This is a genomic window from Stenotrophomonas sp. AG209 (assembly GCF_003550055.1).
Lineage (GTDB): Bacteria > Pseudomonadota > Gammaproteobacteria > Xanthomonadales > Xanthomonadaceae > Stenotrophomonas.
Genome location: NZ_QXDB01000003.1, coordinates 404,743 through 422,056, shown reverse-complemented (window position 1 = coordinate 422,056; position 17,314 = coordinate 404,743). Strand labels below are relative to the sequence as shown.

Below are 17,314 nucleotides of genomic sequence, written 5' to 3'. Positions count from 1 at the left end.
TAGTTGCTTGATCAAACGTCTGCAAGATGGACAATCATCCTTCCTGCAGGCGCCTTCACAAGATACCTGCGCATACTTTCAAAGATCCGGGGAAGTGGCCTCAGCGCCGTTCCCGCATGCTGCGAAGTTTCCTTCGTAGCGAGCCGCCCATTATAGCCGGCTTTTCCACTTCGTCAACACCTTTTTTCAAGGCCGTCTCACCGGAGTGGACGTTGTTGCCGATGCTGCTTCGTCGTTGGACCCGAAGGTCTTTCGTCGTTGCGAGCCGCCTATTATGCCGGACTTTTCGAGTCCGTCAACACCTTCGTTCGATCATCTCGTTCGGCGGTGGTGGCGTCGCTGTTCGCGTGTCGTTTCCGGAGAAGCGATGCGCTGCAGCAAGGGAGCGAATTCTAGAGATCCTGCAGATTTCGTCAAGGCTTTTTTTGCAGGCTGATGACAGAAGCACCACGACATCACGCATGACGTACGCTCGAAGATCACTGCGGCGTTGCCCGCGCGTTGCGCGGTCAACGCCGCAACCGCTATGAATGCAGGGATGCACAGTGGAGACAGAGCAATGAGCATGCAGGTGCGGCGCGCGTGGTGGCACGATCTTTCGATGCCGGCAATCGTCGCTGGCTTCATTACGGTGCTGGTCGGCTTCGCCAGCTCGGCCGTAATCGTGTTCCAGGCGGCACAAGCCGTCGGTGCCGACCAGGCGCAGATCGCCTCGTGGATGTGGGCACTGGGGCTGGGCATGGGCGTGACCTGCATTGGCCTGTCGCTGCGCTATCGCGTGCCGGTGGTGACGGCATGGTCGACCCCGGGCGCGGCGATGCTGGTGGTGGGTGCTGGTGGCGCCTCGCTCCCTGAAGCGACCGGCGCCTTCCTGCTCGCTGCCGTGCTGGGCCTGCTGGCGGGCTTCTCGGGCATCTTCGCCCGACTGATGCAACGAGTGCCGATGGCGCTGGCTGCGGGCATGCTGGCCGGTGTACTGCTGCGCTTCGGGCTGGATGTGTTCGTGGCCATGAACACCCAGCTGATGCTCGCGCTGGCAATGTTCGCCACCTGGCTGGCCGGACGGCGGCTGTTCCCGCGCTATGCAGTGATTGCCACCCTGCTGGTCGGCATCGCCGTCGCCGCCAGCCGCGGCCTGCTGCATGCCCAGCAGGTACAGCTGCAACTGGCAGTGCCACAGTGGGTGACACCGTCCCTGTCGTGGACGGCCGTGGCCGGCATTGCCCTGCCCCTGTTCGTGGTCACCATGGCCTCGCAGAACATTCCCGGTGTGGCGGTGATGCGCGCGTCCGGCTACGACGCCCCGGTGTCGCCGCTGATCGGCTGGATCGGCGTGGTCAACACGCTGCTGGCGCCGTTCGGTGCGTACGCGCTGAACCTGGCGGCGATCACCGCCGCCATCTGCATGGGCCGCGACGCGCACGAGGATCCGGCGCGCCGCTATACAGCGGCGATGGCGGCCGGTGCCTTCTACATTGTCGTGGGGCTGTTCGGCGCCACGGTGGCGGCACTGTTCGCGGCCTTCCCCAGGGAACTGGTGGCCTGCGTGGCCGGCATCGCGCTGTTCGGCACCATCGGCAACAGCCTGGCCAGTGCATTGGCGGTGGAGCGCGACCGCGAGGCGGCGCTGGTCACCTTCCTGGTTACCGCATCGGGCGTATCCCTGGCCGGGATCGGCTCGGCGTTCTGGGGCCTGGTGGCCGGTGCGCTGTGCCTGCTGGTGTTGCGGGCACGGACAGCGGCCTGAGCAACCATATCAGGCCGGCATGATCAGGTCGGCAGGCGGGCGACGGTGTTGATCACCGCGCCGGCCGCCATGCCGATCACCACCGCCCACACGCTGGTGCCGCCACGACGCTGCAGTTCTGTGCGGATGCGGTTGTGCTGCCCTGCATGGGCAGCCTTCACCCTGGCCAGCAGCCGCGTGCAATAGCGCAGGTAGAGGCTGTTGGCGGTCACGGCGATGCCGAACCGTGGCACCGCCAGCAACGCCACCGTGAGCAGCGGGCTGGCGCGGGCGGTCAGCAGCGCGATGCCGAACAGGACCAGTTCGAACAGGATGGCCGCCAGGTACATCTTCCGGTGCAGCAGCCAGTAGGTCGGCACCAGGAAGGCGGGCCAGTGCCACGGCCGCGGCGGCTTCGGCACCGGGCTGTCCAGGTGCCAGCGCTGGCGGTAGAGCGCCGCGTTGGGGCCCACGAGGAGGTTCAGGTAGTCCGCGTCGGACGAAGCAGGCGCGTCTCCCACCTCTGCGGCGGGCGCGAGATAGGGATTGTCGTCCGCCGGGGAAACCGGCGGGGTATCCAGATGATTCATGTCGGCGATTCCTTGCCCGGGATGATCCCGCGGTAGCGGCAGCCACCGGTGAATCTGAAGCCGCTCCGGCCTCAGCCTGCCATCACCTGCCCCACCAGCATCACCACAACGACGGCGATGGCCACCACCGCCGCTGCCAGTGCATTGGTGTCACCCCGCCTGGCCAGCTCGCTGCGCAGGCGTGGCTCGTCGTCTCCGGCCAGCGCACGGGCACGGGCGATCTCATGCTGGCAATGCGCCAGGTACCAGCGATTGGCATACACCGCGGCGGTGATGTTGATGACAAAGGTGATGACCATCGACACGCCTTCCGGAACGCCCAGCAACGCCTCGGCGATGCTGAAGAACACCAGCATGCCGGCCCAGATCGCCGCCAGCCGGTACATCCTGCGGTACACCATCCAGATCACGCCGATCAGGAACGCCGGCCAGTGCCAGGTGCCGTTGCCGTCGGCAACACCCTGGTCGAGCCGCCAGCGCTGTCGATAGATCGGGAAGTTGCCGCCGACCACGGCGGCGTACAAGGCGATGTCGCCTTCCAGCTGCGGCGCGGCCGCTGCCACCGGCGAAGCAGCCGGCGCACGATAGGGGTCGGACGGATCAGCGGTCGGTGCGTCACCGCCGCTGACGGCCTGCACCGGTTCAACCGGCGGCGGGGTCGGTTCCATCGGCGTCACCGAAGGATCCAGCTCGGCCAACGGCCGCCACGATGCCATTCCTTCCCGCCACATCAGCGTACGGGCGGTTACGGTGCCGTCCTGCTGCAGGCGGCGCAGCCCGGCCAGGTCCACCGGCCCTTCGCTCTGCTTGCTGTTGGCGTACCACCACTGTGCGTCCTGCATGCCATCCATTCCTGTCGATCCCATCGTTACTCTGAACATCCCGCTACGTCCTGCAGCGGTTCACTAACCAGCACCTGCACCAGCTGGTGGCGCGCGCCGGGTGCAAGGGTAATCTGCTCTGGCCCAGCATTGGCCACTTCCAGGCACACGTAGTCGTGCCAACCGTCGCCGACATCGGCCATCTTCGCCGCCGCCGCCGCGCCCGGATTCCAGGCCACCAGGGTCTGGCTGCCTTCGCTGCGGATCTCGATCCGCCGCTGCAGGACGGGATCGCGCAGCACGTAGTGGCCGCCGGCACCGGTATAGATGCGGTCGCTTCGCCCCGGATCGCGCGGGTCACGCAGCGACCAGGGCCCCTGCTGCTGGTGCAGCTGCGTGTAGTCCTCGTACTTGTCCAGATAGTGCAGGCCATCGAGGCCATCGACCTCGACACGACGGGCATCGCCTACCCGGAAGTAGCTGTGCAGGGCCTGGGTGAAGGTCACCGGGGACGTGCCGGTGTTCTCGGTGGTCAGCTGCTGGTGCAGCTGGCGACCGATGCGCAGCTGCATCTGCAGGCGCAGGCCACATTCGGCAATCGACAGGGGCGCCAGCTGCAGCTCCAGCTCACCGTCATCGCCCTGGCGGGCCTGCAGCAGTTCCCAGCGCGCGGTGCGCACCAGGCCGTGTGCCGGCACGTCATCGCGCTGGCCCTGGCGACCGAACCACGGCCAGCACACTGGGACGCCACCCCGGATCGGCGTGGGCAGCCCGGCACGTTTCGGCGACAGCCACAGCAGGTCCGGCTGCCCCTCTGGAATGAACGACAGCAGCTGTCCGCCGAACACGCTGATGACCGCGGTGGCGCTGGGGGTGCGTACCTGCCAGGCCTCGAGCCCGTGGTACAGGCCGGTGCTGACGTCCGGGTTCGACTGCATGCGATGACGCTCCTTGAAGACCGCGGCGATGATGTCGCGGCCAGCCTGCGATCGGCAAGGTCTAGCGGGTGGCAGGCGCCCCTGCTGCTGCCTCCTGCTGCAATGCGCGCAGGATGCGCTGGCCGGCGCGCCCATCCGCATTGGCCCAGCCCAGGCGCTGCTGCTCGGCCTGGATCGCGCGACGGGTGGCGGTGCCGATCATGCCGTCGGCGCTGCCGATGTCGTGGCCCCGGGCCAGCAGCAGGGTCTGCAGCTGGCGGCGTTCATCGCGGCCGATGCCGGGATCATCGGTCGGCCAGGCGGTGGCCAGGCCGGTGTCGCCACGCAGCTGGTCGGCCAGGGTGGCAATCGCCAGCGCATAGCTTTCGGCAGCGTTGTAGCTGTAGATCGCGTCGTAGTTGCGGAACACCAGCAGTGCCGGGCCCTTGATGCCCGCCGGCAGCAGCAGGGCGGCACGCGCGTCGGCCGGCAGGTTGGGCGGCGCCAGCACGCTGCCATCCAGCGCAGTCACGCCCTGCGCGCGCCAATCGGCCAAGGCCCGGCGCTGGGTGCGGCCCGCCTGGCTGGCGTTGAAGCCGGCGGGAACCCGTACTTCCATGCCCCACGGTTCGCCACTGCGCCAGCCGGCCCGCTTGAGGTAATTGGCGGTGGACGCCAGCGCGTCGGGAATGCTGCCGACCAGATCGCGGCGGCCATCGCCATCACCATCGACCGCGATACGTGCGTAGGTGCTGGGCATGAACTGCGTATGCCCGAAGGCGCCGGCCCAGGAACCGGTGAGACCCTGGGCCTGCAGGTCGCCGCGGTCGATCAGCTTGAGCAGCGCCAGCAGTTCGCCCCGGAAGAAGGCCTGGCGGCGGCCGGCACAGGACAGCGTGGCCAGCGACTGCAGCAGCGGGCGCTTGCCGAAGACACGGCCATAGTCGCTCTCCACCCCCCAGACCGCGACGATGGTGGCCGGATCGACGCCGTACTGTGCGGAGACGCGATCGAGCAGATCGCGATGTTGCTGCAGCAGGGTGCGGCCATCATCGACGCGCTGGCGGTCGACCAGCGCGGCCAAGTAATCCCAGATCGGCGTGGTGAATTCCGGTTGTGCGTCCAACAGCCCGAGCACGCTCGGATCCGGCGTGAGTCCGGCGGTGATCCCGTTGAATCGCTCAGCGCTGATGCCCTGGGTCGCGGCGGTGGCCTGCAGGCCCGCCAGGCAGCGGCTGAATGCCGGATCGATGGTGGCGGCGGGGGCCGCAGGCAGCGTCGGCGTCGACGCGAGGGCGGCCGCCAGGCCGAGCGTGGTCAGAATGGGCATGGCGTCCTCCGTGTTGCCGTTGCACGGCCATCTTAGGGGCAGCGGTGCGGCCGAACCTGAAGGGGCACCGGCTGGCCGCCCACCCTAGGCAGCGCGCAGCAGGCGCAGGCCATAGGCAGGGCTTTCGGCATCCCAGCGCTGCGCGACCTGCAGGCCCGCCTGCTGCAACAGCGCTTCGAAGCTGTCATCGGTGTACTTGTGGCTGTACTCGACGCGGATGGGTTCACCGGCAGCAAAGTGGAAGGTGCGGCCATCCAGGTGAACGTCCTGCGCCCACTGGCTGACCAGGTCGGTTTCGATGCGCAGCCGTGCGGTGCTGTAACGGGCGCGGTGGCGGAATCCGTCGAGATCGAAATCGCTGCCGATCTCGCGATTGAGGCGGGCCAGCAGGTTGAGGGTGAATGCTGCGGTGACACCCTGCGCATCATTGTAGGCCGCCTCGATCAGCGTCGGGTCCTTGTGCAGGTCGATGCCGACCAGGGCCAGGCCGTCGCGGCCCATGGTCTGGCGCATCGCCCGCAACAGGGCGACGGCATCCTCGTCGGCGAAATTGCCCAGTGTGGAACCGGGGAAGAACAGTAGGCGACGGGCCGGCGCGCGCTCGGGCGTGGGCACGGCGACGGCGCGGGTGAAGTCGGCGCAGACCGGCAGCATCTCGACCTCGGGCAGCGCGGGTGCCAGATGGTCGATGCTGGACAACAGTGCCGCCCGCGAGATCTCGATCGGGGTATAGGCCACCGGATCCTGCAGCGCAGCCAGCAGCAGCGCGGTCTTGCGGCCACTGCCACTGCCCAGCTCCACCACGTGCAGGCGCGGGCCGACCACGCGCGCGATGTCGGGCAGCACCCGGGCCAGCAGCGCCAGCTCGGTGCGGGTGGGGTAGTACTCGCGGGTCTGGGTGATCTGTTCGAACAGACGCGAGCCGCGCGCATCGTAGAAGTACTTGGAGGGCAGCTGCCGCGATGCGCGTGACAGCCCGGCCACCGCATCGGCCAGGATCTGCTGGCGGCTGGGGGTCAGGTCGGTCAGCGCCTGCAGCGCGTCATGCACCGTGCTCATATGAGGTCTCTGGCCAGGCGCAGCCCGGAGAACTGCCAGCGCGCCGGCGGCATGAAGAAATTGCGGTAGCTGGCGCGCACGTGGTCGCGGGGCGTGGCACAGCTGCCGCCGCGCAGCACCCATTGGCCGCACATGAACTTGCCGTTGTATTCGCCGAGGTTGCCGTCAAAAGGACGGAAGCCCGGGTAGGCGCCATAGGCACTGGCGGTCCACTCCCAGACATCGCCGAACAGCTGCCGCAGTCCACTGCCCTGCCCGGCCTGCGGATGCAGATGATCGTCATCGGCAAAGTGGCCGCGCAGGGGCTGCGATGCGGCGGCCGCTTCCCACTCGAACTCGCTGGGCAGGCGCGCACCGGCCCAGCGGGCGCAGGCATCGGCCTCGTAGTAGCTGAGGTGGCAGACCGGCGCATGCGGATCCAGCTCGCGCCAACCCCCCAGGGTGTACTCGCGCTGCAGGGCATCATCCCAGTACAGGGGGTGCTGCCAGCCTTCGGCTTCACGCAGCGCCCAGCCTTCGCTGAGCCACCAGTGCGGTTCGCGGTACCCCCCCGCCTCGATGAAGGTGCGGTACTCGGCATTGCTGACGGGGCGTTCTGCCAGCGCATGCGCGGGCAGCAGCACACGGTGCGGCGGCGATTCGTTGTCGTAGGCGAAGGCGGCGTGCCGGGGCCATGCCGCGGCACCGACGGTGACGATGCGTTCGGGCGATTCGATCCAGCCCTGCGGCGTCGCGGTGCCGGCGACCGGCCGCAGATCCTCGCGATACGGTGGCTGCAGTGGATTGCACCAGAACGCATGCTTGATGTCGGTCAACAGCAGTTCCTGGTGCTGTTGTTCGTGCTGCAGGCCCAACTGCAGGTGCTGCAGCGCCTGCGCGTCAAGTTCGCCTGCCGCCAGCCGCGATTGCACCTGCAGATCGACCTGTTGCCGGTAGTCGCGCACCTGCTGCAACGAGGGCCGCGACAGCAGCCCGCGCTGCGGCCGCGCATGCGCCGGACCGATGCTCTTGTAGTAGCTGTTGAACAGATAGTCCCAGGCTGGATCATGCGCCGGCGCGGTGGCGAATCCGGCCAGTACGAAGCGTTCAAAGAACCAGGTGGTATGGGCCAGGTGCCATTTGCTGGGACTGGCGTCGGCCATGCTCTGCAGCATGGTGTCCTCGGCACTGAGCGGCGCGGCCAGCTGCAGGCTGCGCGCCCGCACCTGTGCAAAGCGGCGGGCGAGATCGCGCTGCGGGGCAGCGACGGCGGCGGGTACGCTGTCCATGCGTGCAGCATCGGCGCAGGACGGTGAGTGCGACGTCATGGCACCGCACCACCACGTTCACATGACAGCGGGCGCGCCCATTCAAGAAGCGCGTGGGGACGCCGCTAACGGCAATGTTGCGGCCGCATCGTCACCGCACTGGACTTACTGCGTGCCCCTGCATCCGCTCCGCCAGCCTGCGCATTACCTGTTCGTGCTGCCCGCCGTGCTGGTCGTCCTGGTGCTGTGGATGGCGCTGGGCACCGAGGATGTGGCCAGCCCGGGCCAGCGCATCCTGCCCTGGCTGCTGGCCTGCCTCGGCGCGGGCCTGGCGCTGCTTTACCACCAGATGCGCACGCTGTGCCTGCTGCTGGTGGTGGCAGTGGTGTTCGCGCTGCTGCACCGGGACCTCGGTGGCTACCTGCGCAGCGGCCATGTCGACACCCTGACCCCGCTGCGCTTCCACGCGATCTCGGCGTGGGTACCGCTGCTGTTCGCGGGACTGGCGCTGTGGCCGGAACGCGGACGCCGACGCCAGGACCTGCTGCTGCGCAGCGTGGTGTGCGGCACGGCGCTGGTGATCTTCCTGCTGCTGGCGGCACAGCAGCCGCAGGGCATGCACGATCTGCTGTCGAACCGTCACTGGGCCTGGATTCCCGCCGACTGGAATGCGTTGGCGCAGCTGCCGGCGCTGCTGTTCCTGCTGGCCACCGCAGCATTGGGCTGGCAGGCGTGGCGGCGTCCGCGGCCACTGCACACGGCGATGCTGCTGGCCCTGCTGTGCCTGTGGTGGATGCTGCCGCGGATCTTCCTGCAGCCGGTGCTGCTGCCAGCGCTGAGCAGTGCCGCCCTGCTGCTGATGCTGGGCGCGATGCTGCAGGAGTCCTTCCACATGGCCTTCCGCGATGAGCTGACCGGCCTGCCGGGGCGACGGGCATTCAACGAGACCCTGCAGCGGGCGCGCGGCACCTACAGCATCGCGATGGTGGACGTGGACCACTTCAAGTCATTCAACGACACCCATGGCCACGACACCGGCGACGATGTGCTGCGCCTGGTGGCCTCGCGGCTGGCGCGGGTGGGCGACGGTGGCCGTGCGTTCCGCTATGGCGGCGAGGAGTTCGCGGTGGTGTTCCTGGACCGCCCGGCGGCGGCCTGTGTCGATGCCGTCGAAGCATTGCGGCAGAGCATCGAGGACACCCGCATGCAGCTGCGCGACCGCAGCACCCGCAGCCGTGACGACGAAGCCGGCCGCCAGCAGCGCGGACGCGGCGGCAGCGGCCAGGTGGTGCAGGTGACGGTGAGCATCGGGCTGGCCGACAGCCGCGTGGATCCGCGGCCGATGGCGGTGGTCAAGGCCGCCGACCAGGCCCTGTATGTGGCCAAGGACGGGGGCCGCAACCAGGTGCGCACGCACGGCGGCCAGCGCGTGCTGGCTGCGCGCAGCGCGTAGGGCTCAGACCGCGTCGAGGTAGTACCAGCAGCCGTCGATGCGTTGGAAGCGGCTGTGCTCGGTCATCTTCACCGCGCTGCCGCCGCCGATGCGGTAGCGCGCGGTGAAGCGGACGTCGGCGCTGTCGGCACCGGTGACGGTGTGCTCGTGCACGGTCAGGCCCAGCCAATGCGTGCGCTGGCCGGGTGCTTCATCCAGTGACAGCTCGGCCGGACGCGTGTCCGGGTGCCAGGTCTGGCGCAGGTAGTCGGCCAGGCCCCGCACATACGCGCTGTAGCGCGAACGCATCAGATGCTCGGCATCGGGTGCGGCCTCACCGGCGTGGAAACGGCCGCAGCAGGCGGCGTAGTCGGCAGGCAGGCCACAGGGGCAGGGATCGGCGGGTTTTCGGCTCATGCCGGCATTGTCGCCGGGTTGTGCGGATTGATCCACGCGCGGCACGGGCCAGCTGAAGCAGGACAGGCGTATGCTGTCGCGCCCCCACCTTGATTGATCGCCGTGCTGGAACTGGTTCCCCCTGAGTTGTGGTGGCTGGTGGTGATCGCCTTCATCGCCGGTCTTGTGGATGCCGCCGTGGGTGGCGGCGGCCTGGTGCAGCTGCCCGGCCTGTTCACGGTGCTGCCGCAGCAGACGCCGGCGATGCTGTTCGGTACCAACAAGTTCAGTTCGATGTTCGGTACCGGCGCGGCCGCCTGGCGCTATGCGCGCAACGTGCGCTTCCCGTGGAAGCCGGTGCTGTTCGCGGCCGGCACCGCCTTCATCTTCTCCTTCGCTGGGGCCACCGCGGTGAGCCTGCTGCCCAAGGACGCGGTGCGCCCACTGGTGCTGGTGCTGCTGATCGCGATGCTGGCCTACACGCTGTGGAAAAAGGACTTCGGCGCGCTGCACCGGCCACAGGAGATCGGCCGCCGCGAACTGGCGATCGCGCTGGCGATCGGTGCGGCAATCGGCTTTTACGACGGCTTCTTCGGGCCGGGCACCGGCAGCTTCCTGATCTTCCTGTTCGTGCGCTTCTTCGGCCTGGATTTCCTGCGCGCGTCGGCCGCGTCGAAGGTGGTGAACCTGGCGACGAATGTTGCGGCGATCTCGTTCTTCGTACCGACCGGCAACATCCTGTGGCTGTTCGCGCTGCCGATGGCGGCGGCCAACATCATCGGTTCGGTGGTGGGCACGCGGTTGGCACTGAAGGGCGGTACGCCGTTCATCCGCAAGCTGTTCGTGGGGCTGGTGGTGGTGCTGATCGCGCGGATGGCGTGGGATACGTTCCTTGGCGCGTGAATGCGGTTGCCGGCCAACGGCCGGCACTACCGGGTCATGAACCCCGCCCATGGGTAGTGCCGGCCGCTGGCCGGCATTCCCATTCAACCGGCCGGCTCAGGCCTCCGCTTCTTCCGGTTCGTTGGCCTGCTGGCGGCTGCGCTCGGGCAGCTTCAGGCGCTTGCCTTCTTCGTCGTACTCGATCAGCAGCACGCCGGAGTCGTGGCGGCCGCTGATTTCGACGAAGCAGGCGCCACCGATGAACGGCTCCAGCGTCATCACCGACTTCAGCGGAGTGGCGACCACCATCTGGAAGCCGAAGTTGTCGAAGATGTTCATCGCCAGTGCGGTGAACTCGTTGTCGGCCTTGTCGAAGGCTTCGTCGAGCACGACCGCGGCGTAGCTGGGCAGCTGGCTGTCGGCGCCGCCGAGCTGGTAGCGCAGTGCCGCGGCCAGGCAGGTGGTGGCCAGCTTCTGGCGCTGGCCACCGGACTTGCCGGCACCGCTGCGGTAGATCTCGACCTGCTGGCGCGTTTCCGCATCCAGCTCGACGCCGATGAACTCCACGTGCATGCGCACGTCCAGCACCAGTTCGCGCCAGCGCTTGTCCTCGCCTTCCTGCGAACCCAGGCGGTTGACCAGCTGGCGCAGCACGGTGAACTGCGATTCGGCCAGCTCGCGCTGCTCGGTCTGCTGCTGCGACAGCACCTCGCGCAGCTGCAGGTGGAACTCACCGACTTCCGGCAGACGGCGGTCGCTCAGTTCGATGGTCAGCAGCGTGCCACGGTTGAACGGCACCTGCTCCAGGCTGGCGTTCACTTCATCCAGGCGCTGGCCGATCGACTTGCGGGCCTCTGCACTGTGGCGCTGCAGGGCCAGCAGGTTGTTCTTGCTCTGGTTCTGCAGCAGATCGAAGAAGCGCTCTTCGTGCTGCGGCAGGCCGTCGCGCTCCAGGCGTTCGAGGCGGGCAAGGAAGTCCTCGGCCGAGGCCACCGATACGGTGAAGTCCCCCGATTCCTCCGGCCACTGCTGGATGAAGCGACGGAAGCAGCCGATCAGCTGGTTCTCGATGCGGTTGAGGTCCTGCTGCGAGGACGACAGCTGCTCATTCAACGCGTTGCTGACCTGGCGCATGTGCGCTTCCAGCGTTTCCAGGCTGAGCGGGCCCTGCTCCTGCAGGCGCTCGGCCAGCCCGGCTTCCTGCTCCTGGGCCAGGCTCGGCAGCACCAGCGCACGGCTCTGCTGGCGGGCGCGGTCGAGGCGATCACGTTCCTTGACCAGCTGGCCACGCTCGACACGGACGTCTTCATAGGTGCGGCGGGATTGTTCGATATCCGCGCGCACGGCGTCGATCTGCTTGGCCAGCTTGGCGAGGTCGGCGTTGCCTTCACGCAGGTCGCGCAGAGTCGCTTCGATATCGCTCAGGCGCTGCTGCGGGGCAGCGATGTCGATCTCGTTCCAGCTGATGCTGACCAGCTCGTGGCAGGCCAGGCGGCGCTCATTGTCGCGGTCGCGCTGGCCGCGCAGGCGTGCGATGTCGGTCTCGCAGCTGGCGATGCGCTTGGCCAGTTCCTGTGCTTCGCGCTCGAAGGCGCCCACCTTGTCGTGGTTGTTGAAGCCGAGGATCCAGCGACGACGGTCGCCCACCGCACTGCGGTCGTCCTTCTCGAAACGGTCGCCCGGATGCTTGACCTGGCCTTCGCGGGTGATGCCGCGGTCGACGTTGCGCAGCTGCTTGGCATCCACGCACTCGTAGTCGAAGCGCTTGCCGAGCTCGCGGCGCAGCCAGCTTTCGAACACGTGCTCGCGCAGCTCCAGCTTGTGCAGCAGCGACTTCGCCGACGGCTCGCGCGCGAATGCATCATCGTTGCGGCGCACACGGTAGTAGGTGAAGCGCATGCCCAGGTGGGTACGGTTCACCCACTCGGCGACGTCGTTGTAGTGCTTGTCATCGACCAGCAGCGACAGCGCGAAGCCACCCAGCACACGCTCGATGGCACCCTGCCAGCCCTGCTCTTCCGAGCGGACCTGGATCAGCTCGCCAACGAACGGCAGTGCCGCTTCGGCGATGCCGGTTTCCTCGGCCAGGCGCGCGCGCAGCTTCTGCATCGGCGCCGGGATGTTGGAGGGGGTGCGCTGCATCGCTTCGAGTTCGCTGCGCACTTCACCGAAGCGGCGCTCGTCATCGCGCTTGCCGCCGAGGCGATCGCTGATCGCGTCGTCCAGTGCAGCCGAGGCACGCTGGCGGTCCTGCAGTTCGTTCTGCGCACGCTCGACCAGCTCGGCGAAGCCATGGGCGTCGTCGGGCAGTTCGGCCTGCAGCTGCTGTGCCGCTTCCTGGGCCTGGTCACGCTTGGCCTTGCGGCGGTCGCGCTCGGCTTCGGCGCGGCCCTGCTCGCGTTCCAGTTCCTCGATGCGTTCACCGCCCTGCTGGCGGCGCTGCAGTTCCAGTTCGGCCAGGCGCTCGGTGTGGTTGTCCAATGCGGCGCGACGCTGGGCTTCTTCGCCAAGCAGGCCACGGTCACGCACATCCATCTCGCGCAGGCGCGCTTCGATCAGCGCCTGGCGGCGGCTTTCGCGGAAGCTGTCGACGCCGAGCTTCAGCGCTTCGTCGTCACCGCGCTGGCGGTGCATTTCCTTCAGATCGTTGTAGTAGGCGCGTGCCGGCAACAGGGTTTCCACCTGGCGGCGTGCGGTGACCACGGCCTGGTGCGCGCCATCGAGTTCGGCGAAGTCGCTGACCAGGCGCTCGGCGGCGTCGAAGGTCTTCGGCGTGTCGAGCATGAAGTCGCGCAGGAAGACGTTGAGGTCGCCCAGGTTTTTCGCCGACTGCGTCTTGTGCAGCAGGCGCAGTGCCATTTCGTTGTCGATGCCGAGCAGGTCGCGGAAGCGCTCGGCGTAGCCGGAGAAGGTGTCGAAGTGGTGCAGGTCGGACAGCTTCTGCTTGAGCTTGCGCAGGTCCAGATCGAAGCCGCCGAGGTCCTTGGCGATGTCGAACGGGCGCTCGGCGATCATGTAGTGCTTGCGCACGTCGCCGGCCGAGGTGCCGTTGCCGGAGATCCACAACAGGCGCACCAGGCTGACCACGCGGCCATCGCCGGCGCGGTACTCCAGCACCAGTGCGGTCCAGGTCGCGCCCTTGCGCAGGTACTGGGTGGCGATTTCGCCGGTGCCGCTGTCCTGCTGGTCGGCCCATGCGCCACGCACATAGGACACCAGGTTGCGGTCGCGGCCACTGCGCTCGGCTTCACGCGCGGCGGCATTGAAGTCGACGATGGCCGGCGGCGTCAGCAGCGCGGACATGGCATCGAGCAGGGTCGACTTGCCCGAGCCGGAACGGCCGACGAACAGGAAGCCGCGCTCGGCGATCGGTACTTCGGTCAGGCCGTTGAAGGTGCCCCAGTTGTGCACCTGCAGGCGGCGCATGCGGAACTGCTGCAGGCGCGGGTCCGGCAGGCCTTCGTTGAACAGGGCGGGAGTGTGCTTGGAGATAGCCATGCGATGGTCGGGTCTCTCAGGCCTCGGCGGCCGGGGTTTCGCGCAGCTGGCGGTAGACCGCCGAAAGCTGGGACACGTCTTCGGCGGAGAACAGCAGCTTCAGCGCCGGCGAGACTTCGTGGCGGTCTTCCTGGCCGCTGAGGCGGGTCAGGATGTGGTTGTCCTTCATCTTCTGCACCGCCGAAGCGACGCGGCGGTTGAAGCCGGCGCGGTCGGTGGACAGGTTCTTCTCGTAGATGGCCAGCGCTTCGGCCATCTCGGCGTCGGCGACCACCGCACGGTTGCCGCGCGCATCGGCCTCGGCCAGCTGCTGGCGCAGGTACAGCAGCAGCACCGAATCGATGAAGGTCAGCGGCGAGGTACGCAGCAGCACCGGCGCATCAACGTCTTCCGTGTCGGCCTGGCGGGTGAAGGCCACGCCGCTGTCGCGGTCGAGCACCAGTTCCAGGAACAGGTCCGCCAGTGACGAACGGATGGCCGCCTCGCTGCGGATCAGCGCCGGCCACAGCTTGGCGTGGCGCAGCTGGTCGATGCTGGGGCCGATCAGCAGCTGGCACAGCGCGCGGCGCGCATCCAGCGGCAGGCGCCCGGTATCGCCCAGGTAATACACGTCGTTGCCACGGCGGGGCTGCGCCACGGTCGCCACCGGCTCGGCCTCGTAGGCGTCTTCCGCCACGTCGGCCAGCGGTGCGTCGATGGGATCTTCATGCCAGCTCATGGCGTCTCTCCTGGGTGAACCAAACCAGCGGGATGCGGGCGCGACGGACCTGGCCGTCGCCACCACGCCATTGCGCAAGCTCCTGCTCGCCGGCGACCACGTTGCCGAAGCGCGTGCCCAGCGACAGGTAGCCGATGACGCTGCCAAGACCCTGCGGCGCCTCGCGCTGCGACAGGGCCTGGGCGATGCTGAGCCGCGGCTGTGCATCGAGCAGGTCGTGCAGGTCGCGGCGCAGGGTGCGGAAGTCGATTTCGGACGAAGCGACCAGGTCGCCGACGCTCTCCAGGCTGATCGCGGCCGCGTCGTTGTACTCGACGTTGCCATCGACCTGGGCACTGCGTGGATCGTGCAGCTTCCACTGCGACCACGAACGCAGGCGGCTGGTGGTCAGCTGCAGGTCACGGCCGATGCCGCGCTGTGCGGGGAACTCGTCGCGCAGCGCCAGCGCTTCGGACTGCGCCTGCTTCAGCAGCTGGTTGAGGCGGCGCTGTTCCAGGTAGCCACGGCTCTGCACGAAGCCGCGCAGGCTGCGCGCGAAGTTCTGCAGCACGTCGTGCACCTGGCCACCGCGCTCGAGCATGGTGCTGGTGAAGCCGCGCAGGAAGTTGCGTTCGTTGCGGTCCAGGCGGCGGGCGAAGCCACGCGCCAGCACCGCTTCCAGCGCAGCATCGAGCTGGGCGCTCTGTTCGGCGTCGTTGAGCAGTCGCCAGAACGCCTGGAAGCTGCGGCCGGCATCGCTCTCGCCGATCACGTCCACGCCTTCGAACAGCTGCGACAGCACGTCGCCGCGCTCGCCCTCATCGTCGATGATGCGTTCGCGGAAATCGCGGTTGAGCTGCTCGAAGTCGTCGCGCACGCGGCGGAAGTCCTCGGTCAGCTCGTCGGCCAGGCCGATGATCTGGCGCGCACGTTCCAGCGCGCGCTTGCCATCCAGCGCGATCACACGGCCGGCACCAACGCGGGCGATCTCGGCGTCGATGCGGTCGCGCTCGTCGCGCAGCGCCGACAGGCGTGCATCCGGGTCCGACTCGGTCTGCGCTGCCAGCTGCGAGAGCTGTTCGATGACCAGCGCCAGGCGGCTTTCGGTGGCGGCCACGCGGGCCTGCTCGAGGCCATCTGCGAAGCGGATCGCCTGCAGCGCCGCGGTCGACAGTTCGTACTGCTCCTGGTCGGCGCCCTCGGGCAGGCGGCGTTCCAGCCAGCCCTGGGCCAGCCAGTGCGCGATGTAGGCCTGCGCGGTACGCGGCAGGTCGCGCGACAGTTCATCGCCGTTGAGCTGGTCCAGCGCGCGTTGCAGGCGCTCGTTGAGCACCGACGAGGACAGCGTGCGCTCGCCGTCCATCAGCAGCCCCTGCAGCAGGCCGATGATTTCCGGAGCGTGGTCGGCGGCGAGCAGCTTCCACTGGGGCTGTTCGCGCAGATGGCGGTAACGGGAGATGCGTTCGCGATGCTTCATGCAGCGAAAGAGGTCTGTTGGGCTGACAGGGACGAGCCGCCACGCACGGCGGCCGCGCGGGCAGCCGTGGGCATGCCGGCCCGCAGCGGCCGGCGGGGTGCGGGCAAGCGGCTCAGCGCTTGCCGCCCACTTCGATGAAGCGCAGGAACTCGGCGCGGGTACGCGCGTCGTCGCGGAAGCTGCCCAGCATCTTGGAGGTGACCATGCTGACGCCGCGCTTGTGGATGCCGCGGGTGGTCATGCATTCGTGGGCGCCTTCGACGACCACGCCGACGCCGATCGGCTGCAGCACATCCTGGATGCACTGGGCGATCTGCGCGGTCATCTTCTCCTGCACCTGGAAACGGCGGGCGTAGGCTTCGACGACGCGGGCCAGCTTGCTGATGCCCACCACCTTGCCGGCCGGCAGGTAGCCGACGTGCACGCGGCCGATGATCGGCGCCATGTGGTGTTCGCAGTGGCTTTCGTACTCGATGTCGCGCAGGACGATCAGTTCGTCGTAGCCGGCCACTTCCTCGAAGGTCCGCTCCATGTAGGCGCGGGGGTCGTCGCGGTAACCGCTGAACCAGTCGCCATAGGCTTCGGCGACGCGGCGGGGGGTATCCAGCAGGCCTTCACGGGACGGGTCCTCACCGGCCCAGCGCAGCAGGGTGCGCACGGCATCCTCGGCCTGGTCCTGGGTCACGTCGCCCTGCGGGGCGGCCTTTTCGTTGTTCTTGCTCATTGCGTACAGCGTCCCGAACGGGGGGCGAGCATCGTACCCGACCGGGGGGTGGGTCGTCCTGTTGGGACGGTTCATCGGGGGGTCGTTGTTGGCGCGTCGTTGCTATCGGTTTGGAGGGGGACAGGGAACTGCGCAGGACACGCCGTAAACCCGTCCCTGGGGGCTCGATGGCGCCATCCATGGCGCCAACGGTCCTGCGCAGTCCCCTGTCCCCCTCCCTGACGGTTTCTTGCGGGCGCGGCCGGACCGCCCGAGAGCGGGGTCAAAAGCAGGGGTTCATGGCTTCGGAAGCAGCGCGCCGCTGCTGTGGTGTCTTCTGCTTTGGTGGGTGCGGACCGTTGGTCCGCACTGCTTCTGCTCTTGCTTCTAAGAGCCAACCCACCGCGCTCGCGGGGTAATGGGAGGGCAGCGGGGGCCGGGCGGGGCAGGACCGTCCGCGGCATGGGCCCGAGGCATGCCTCGGGCGGGTTGGGCAGGACGCCCAACGCCGGTCTTGCCGTGTGCGCAGGACACGCACA

Annotated in this window: 14 protein-coding genes; 3 read left to right on the top strand and 11 right to left on the bottom strand. The window is 68.2% G+C overall.

The window, feature by feature from the left end; all coding sequences use genetic code 11:
- Positions 1-559 precede the first annotated feature (559 nt).
- A complete protein-coding gene (locus tag DFO63_RS16995; protein ID WP_049446882.1) occupies positions 560-1,747 on the top strand; it encodes a benzoate/H(+) symporter BenE family transporter in 1,188 nt (395 codons plus the stop codon).
- A 23-nt stretch (positions 1,748-1,770) separates the two neighbouring features.
- Here the strand turns inward: DFO63_RS16995 and DFO63_RS16990 are convergent, their stop codons facing one another.
- The 6 genes from DFO63_RS16990 to egtB all read right to left on the bottom strand — a co-directional run bounded on the left by DFO63_RS16990 (position 1,771) and on the right by egtB (position 7,711).
- Positions 1,771-2,316, bottom strand: a complete 546-nt coding sequence (locus DFO63_RS16990; protein WP_049446880.1) for a DUF2628 domain-containing protein — start codon at positions 2,314-2,316, stop codon at positions 1,771-1,773.
- Between the two features lie 71 nt (positions 2,317-2,387).
- Complete coding sequence (locus tag DFO63_RS16985; protein WP_049447057.1) at positions 2,388-3,158, bottom strand: GYF domain-containing protein; 771 nt, start codon at positions 3,156-3,158, stop codon at positions 2,388-2,390.
- A gap of 26 nt (positions 3,159-3,184) precedes the next feature.
- The gene (locus DFO63_RS16980) at positions 3,185-4,075 is read right to left on the bottom strand and encodes a D-hexose-6-phosphate mutarotase (protein WP_049446877.1); all 891 of its coding nucleotides are present in this window, start codon (positions 4,073-4,075) and stop codon (positions 3,185-3,187) included.
- Positions 4,076-4,136: 61 nt separating this feature from the next.
- Entirely contained in the window at positions 4,137-5,384 is a 1,248-nt protein-coding gene (locus tag DFO63_RS16975) for a lytic murein transglycosylase (protein WP_119007401.1), read from the bottom strand.
- Between the two features lie 84 nt (positions 5,385-5,468).
- Positions 5,469-6,443 carry an L-histidine N(alpha)-methyltransferase gene (gene egtD / locus DFO63_RS16970; RefSeq protein ID WP_119007400.1) on the bottom strand — a complete coding sequence of 325 codons (975 nt, stop codon included), beginning with the start codon at positions 6,441-6,443 and terminating at the stop codon, positions 5,469-5,471.
- Positions 6,440-7,711, bottom strand: coding sequence for an ergothioneine biosynthesis protein EgtB (egtB, locus tag DFO63_RS16965; protein ID WP_049446870.1), 1,272 nt, complete (start codon positions 7,709-7,711; stop codon positions 6,440-6,442). The genes egtD and egtB overlap by 4 nt, the downstream gene beginning before the upstream one ends.
- A 151-nt stretch (positions 7,712-7,862) precedes the next feature.
- On the opposite strand from egtB, the gene DFO63_RS16960 reads away from it, so the two are divergent.
- Positions 7,863-9,143, top strand: a complete 1,281-nt coding sequence (locus DFO63_RS16960) for a GGDEF domain-containing protein (RefSeq protein ID WP_049446869.1) — start codon at positions 7,863-7,865, stop codon at positions 9,141-9,143.
- A gap of 3 nt (positions 9,144-9,146) precedes the next feature.
- Here the strand turns inward: DFO63_RS16960 and DFO63_RS16955 are convergent, their stop codons facing one another.
- Positions 9,147-9,539, bottom strand: a complete 393-nt coding sequence (locus DFO63_RS16955; protein WP_049446867.1) for a YchJ family protein — start codon at positions 9,537-9,539, stop codon at positions 9,147-9,149.
- Between the two features lie 102 nt (positions 9,540-9,641).
- Between DFO63_RS16955 and DFO63_RS16950 the strand changes: the two genes are divergently transcribed.
- Positions 9,642-10,421, top strand: coding sequence for a sulfite exporter TauE/SafE family protein (locus DFO63_RS16950; protein ID WP_049447056.1), 780 nt, complete (start codon positions 9,642-9,644; stop codon positions 10,419-10,421).
- Positions 10,422-10,517: 96 nt separating this feature from the next.
- Here DFO63_RS16950 and DFO63_RS16945 read toward each other — a convergent pair whose 3' ends face one another.
- The 4 genes from DFO63_RS16945 to folE form a co-directional block, all read right to left on the bottom strand.
- Positions 10,518-13,898: an SbcC/MukB-like Walker B domain-containing protein gene (locus DFO63_RS16945; RefSeq protein ID WP_049446864.1), complete on the bottom strand. Its 3,381-nt coding sequence runs from the start codon at positions 13,896-13,898 to the stop codon at positions 10,518-10,520.
- Positions 13,899-13,914: 16 nt separating this feature from the next.
- A complete protein-coding gene (locus DFO63_RS16940) occupies positions 13,915-14,616 on the bottom strand; it encodes a DUF4194 domain-containing protein (RefSeq protein ID WP_049446862.1) in 702 nt (233 codons plus the stop codon).
- A complete protein-coding gene (locus tag DFO63_RS16935; RefSeq protein ID WP_014039010.1) occupies positions 14,603-16,072 on the bottom strand; it encodes a DUF3375 domain-containing protein in 1,470 nt (489 codons plus the stop codon). Before DFO63_RS16935 ends, DFO63_RS16940 begins: the two co-directional genes overlap by 14 nt.
- A 112-nt stretch (positions 16,073-16,184) precedes the next feature.
- Positions 16,185-16,796: a GTP cyclohydrolase I FolE gene (folE, locus tag DFO63_RS16930; protein WP_004141296.1), complete on the bottom strand. Its 612-nt coding sequence runs from the start codon at positions 16,794-16,796 to the stop codon at positions 16,185-16,187.
- Positions 16,797-17,314 lie beyond the last annotated feature (518 nt).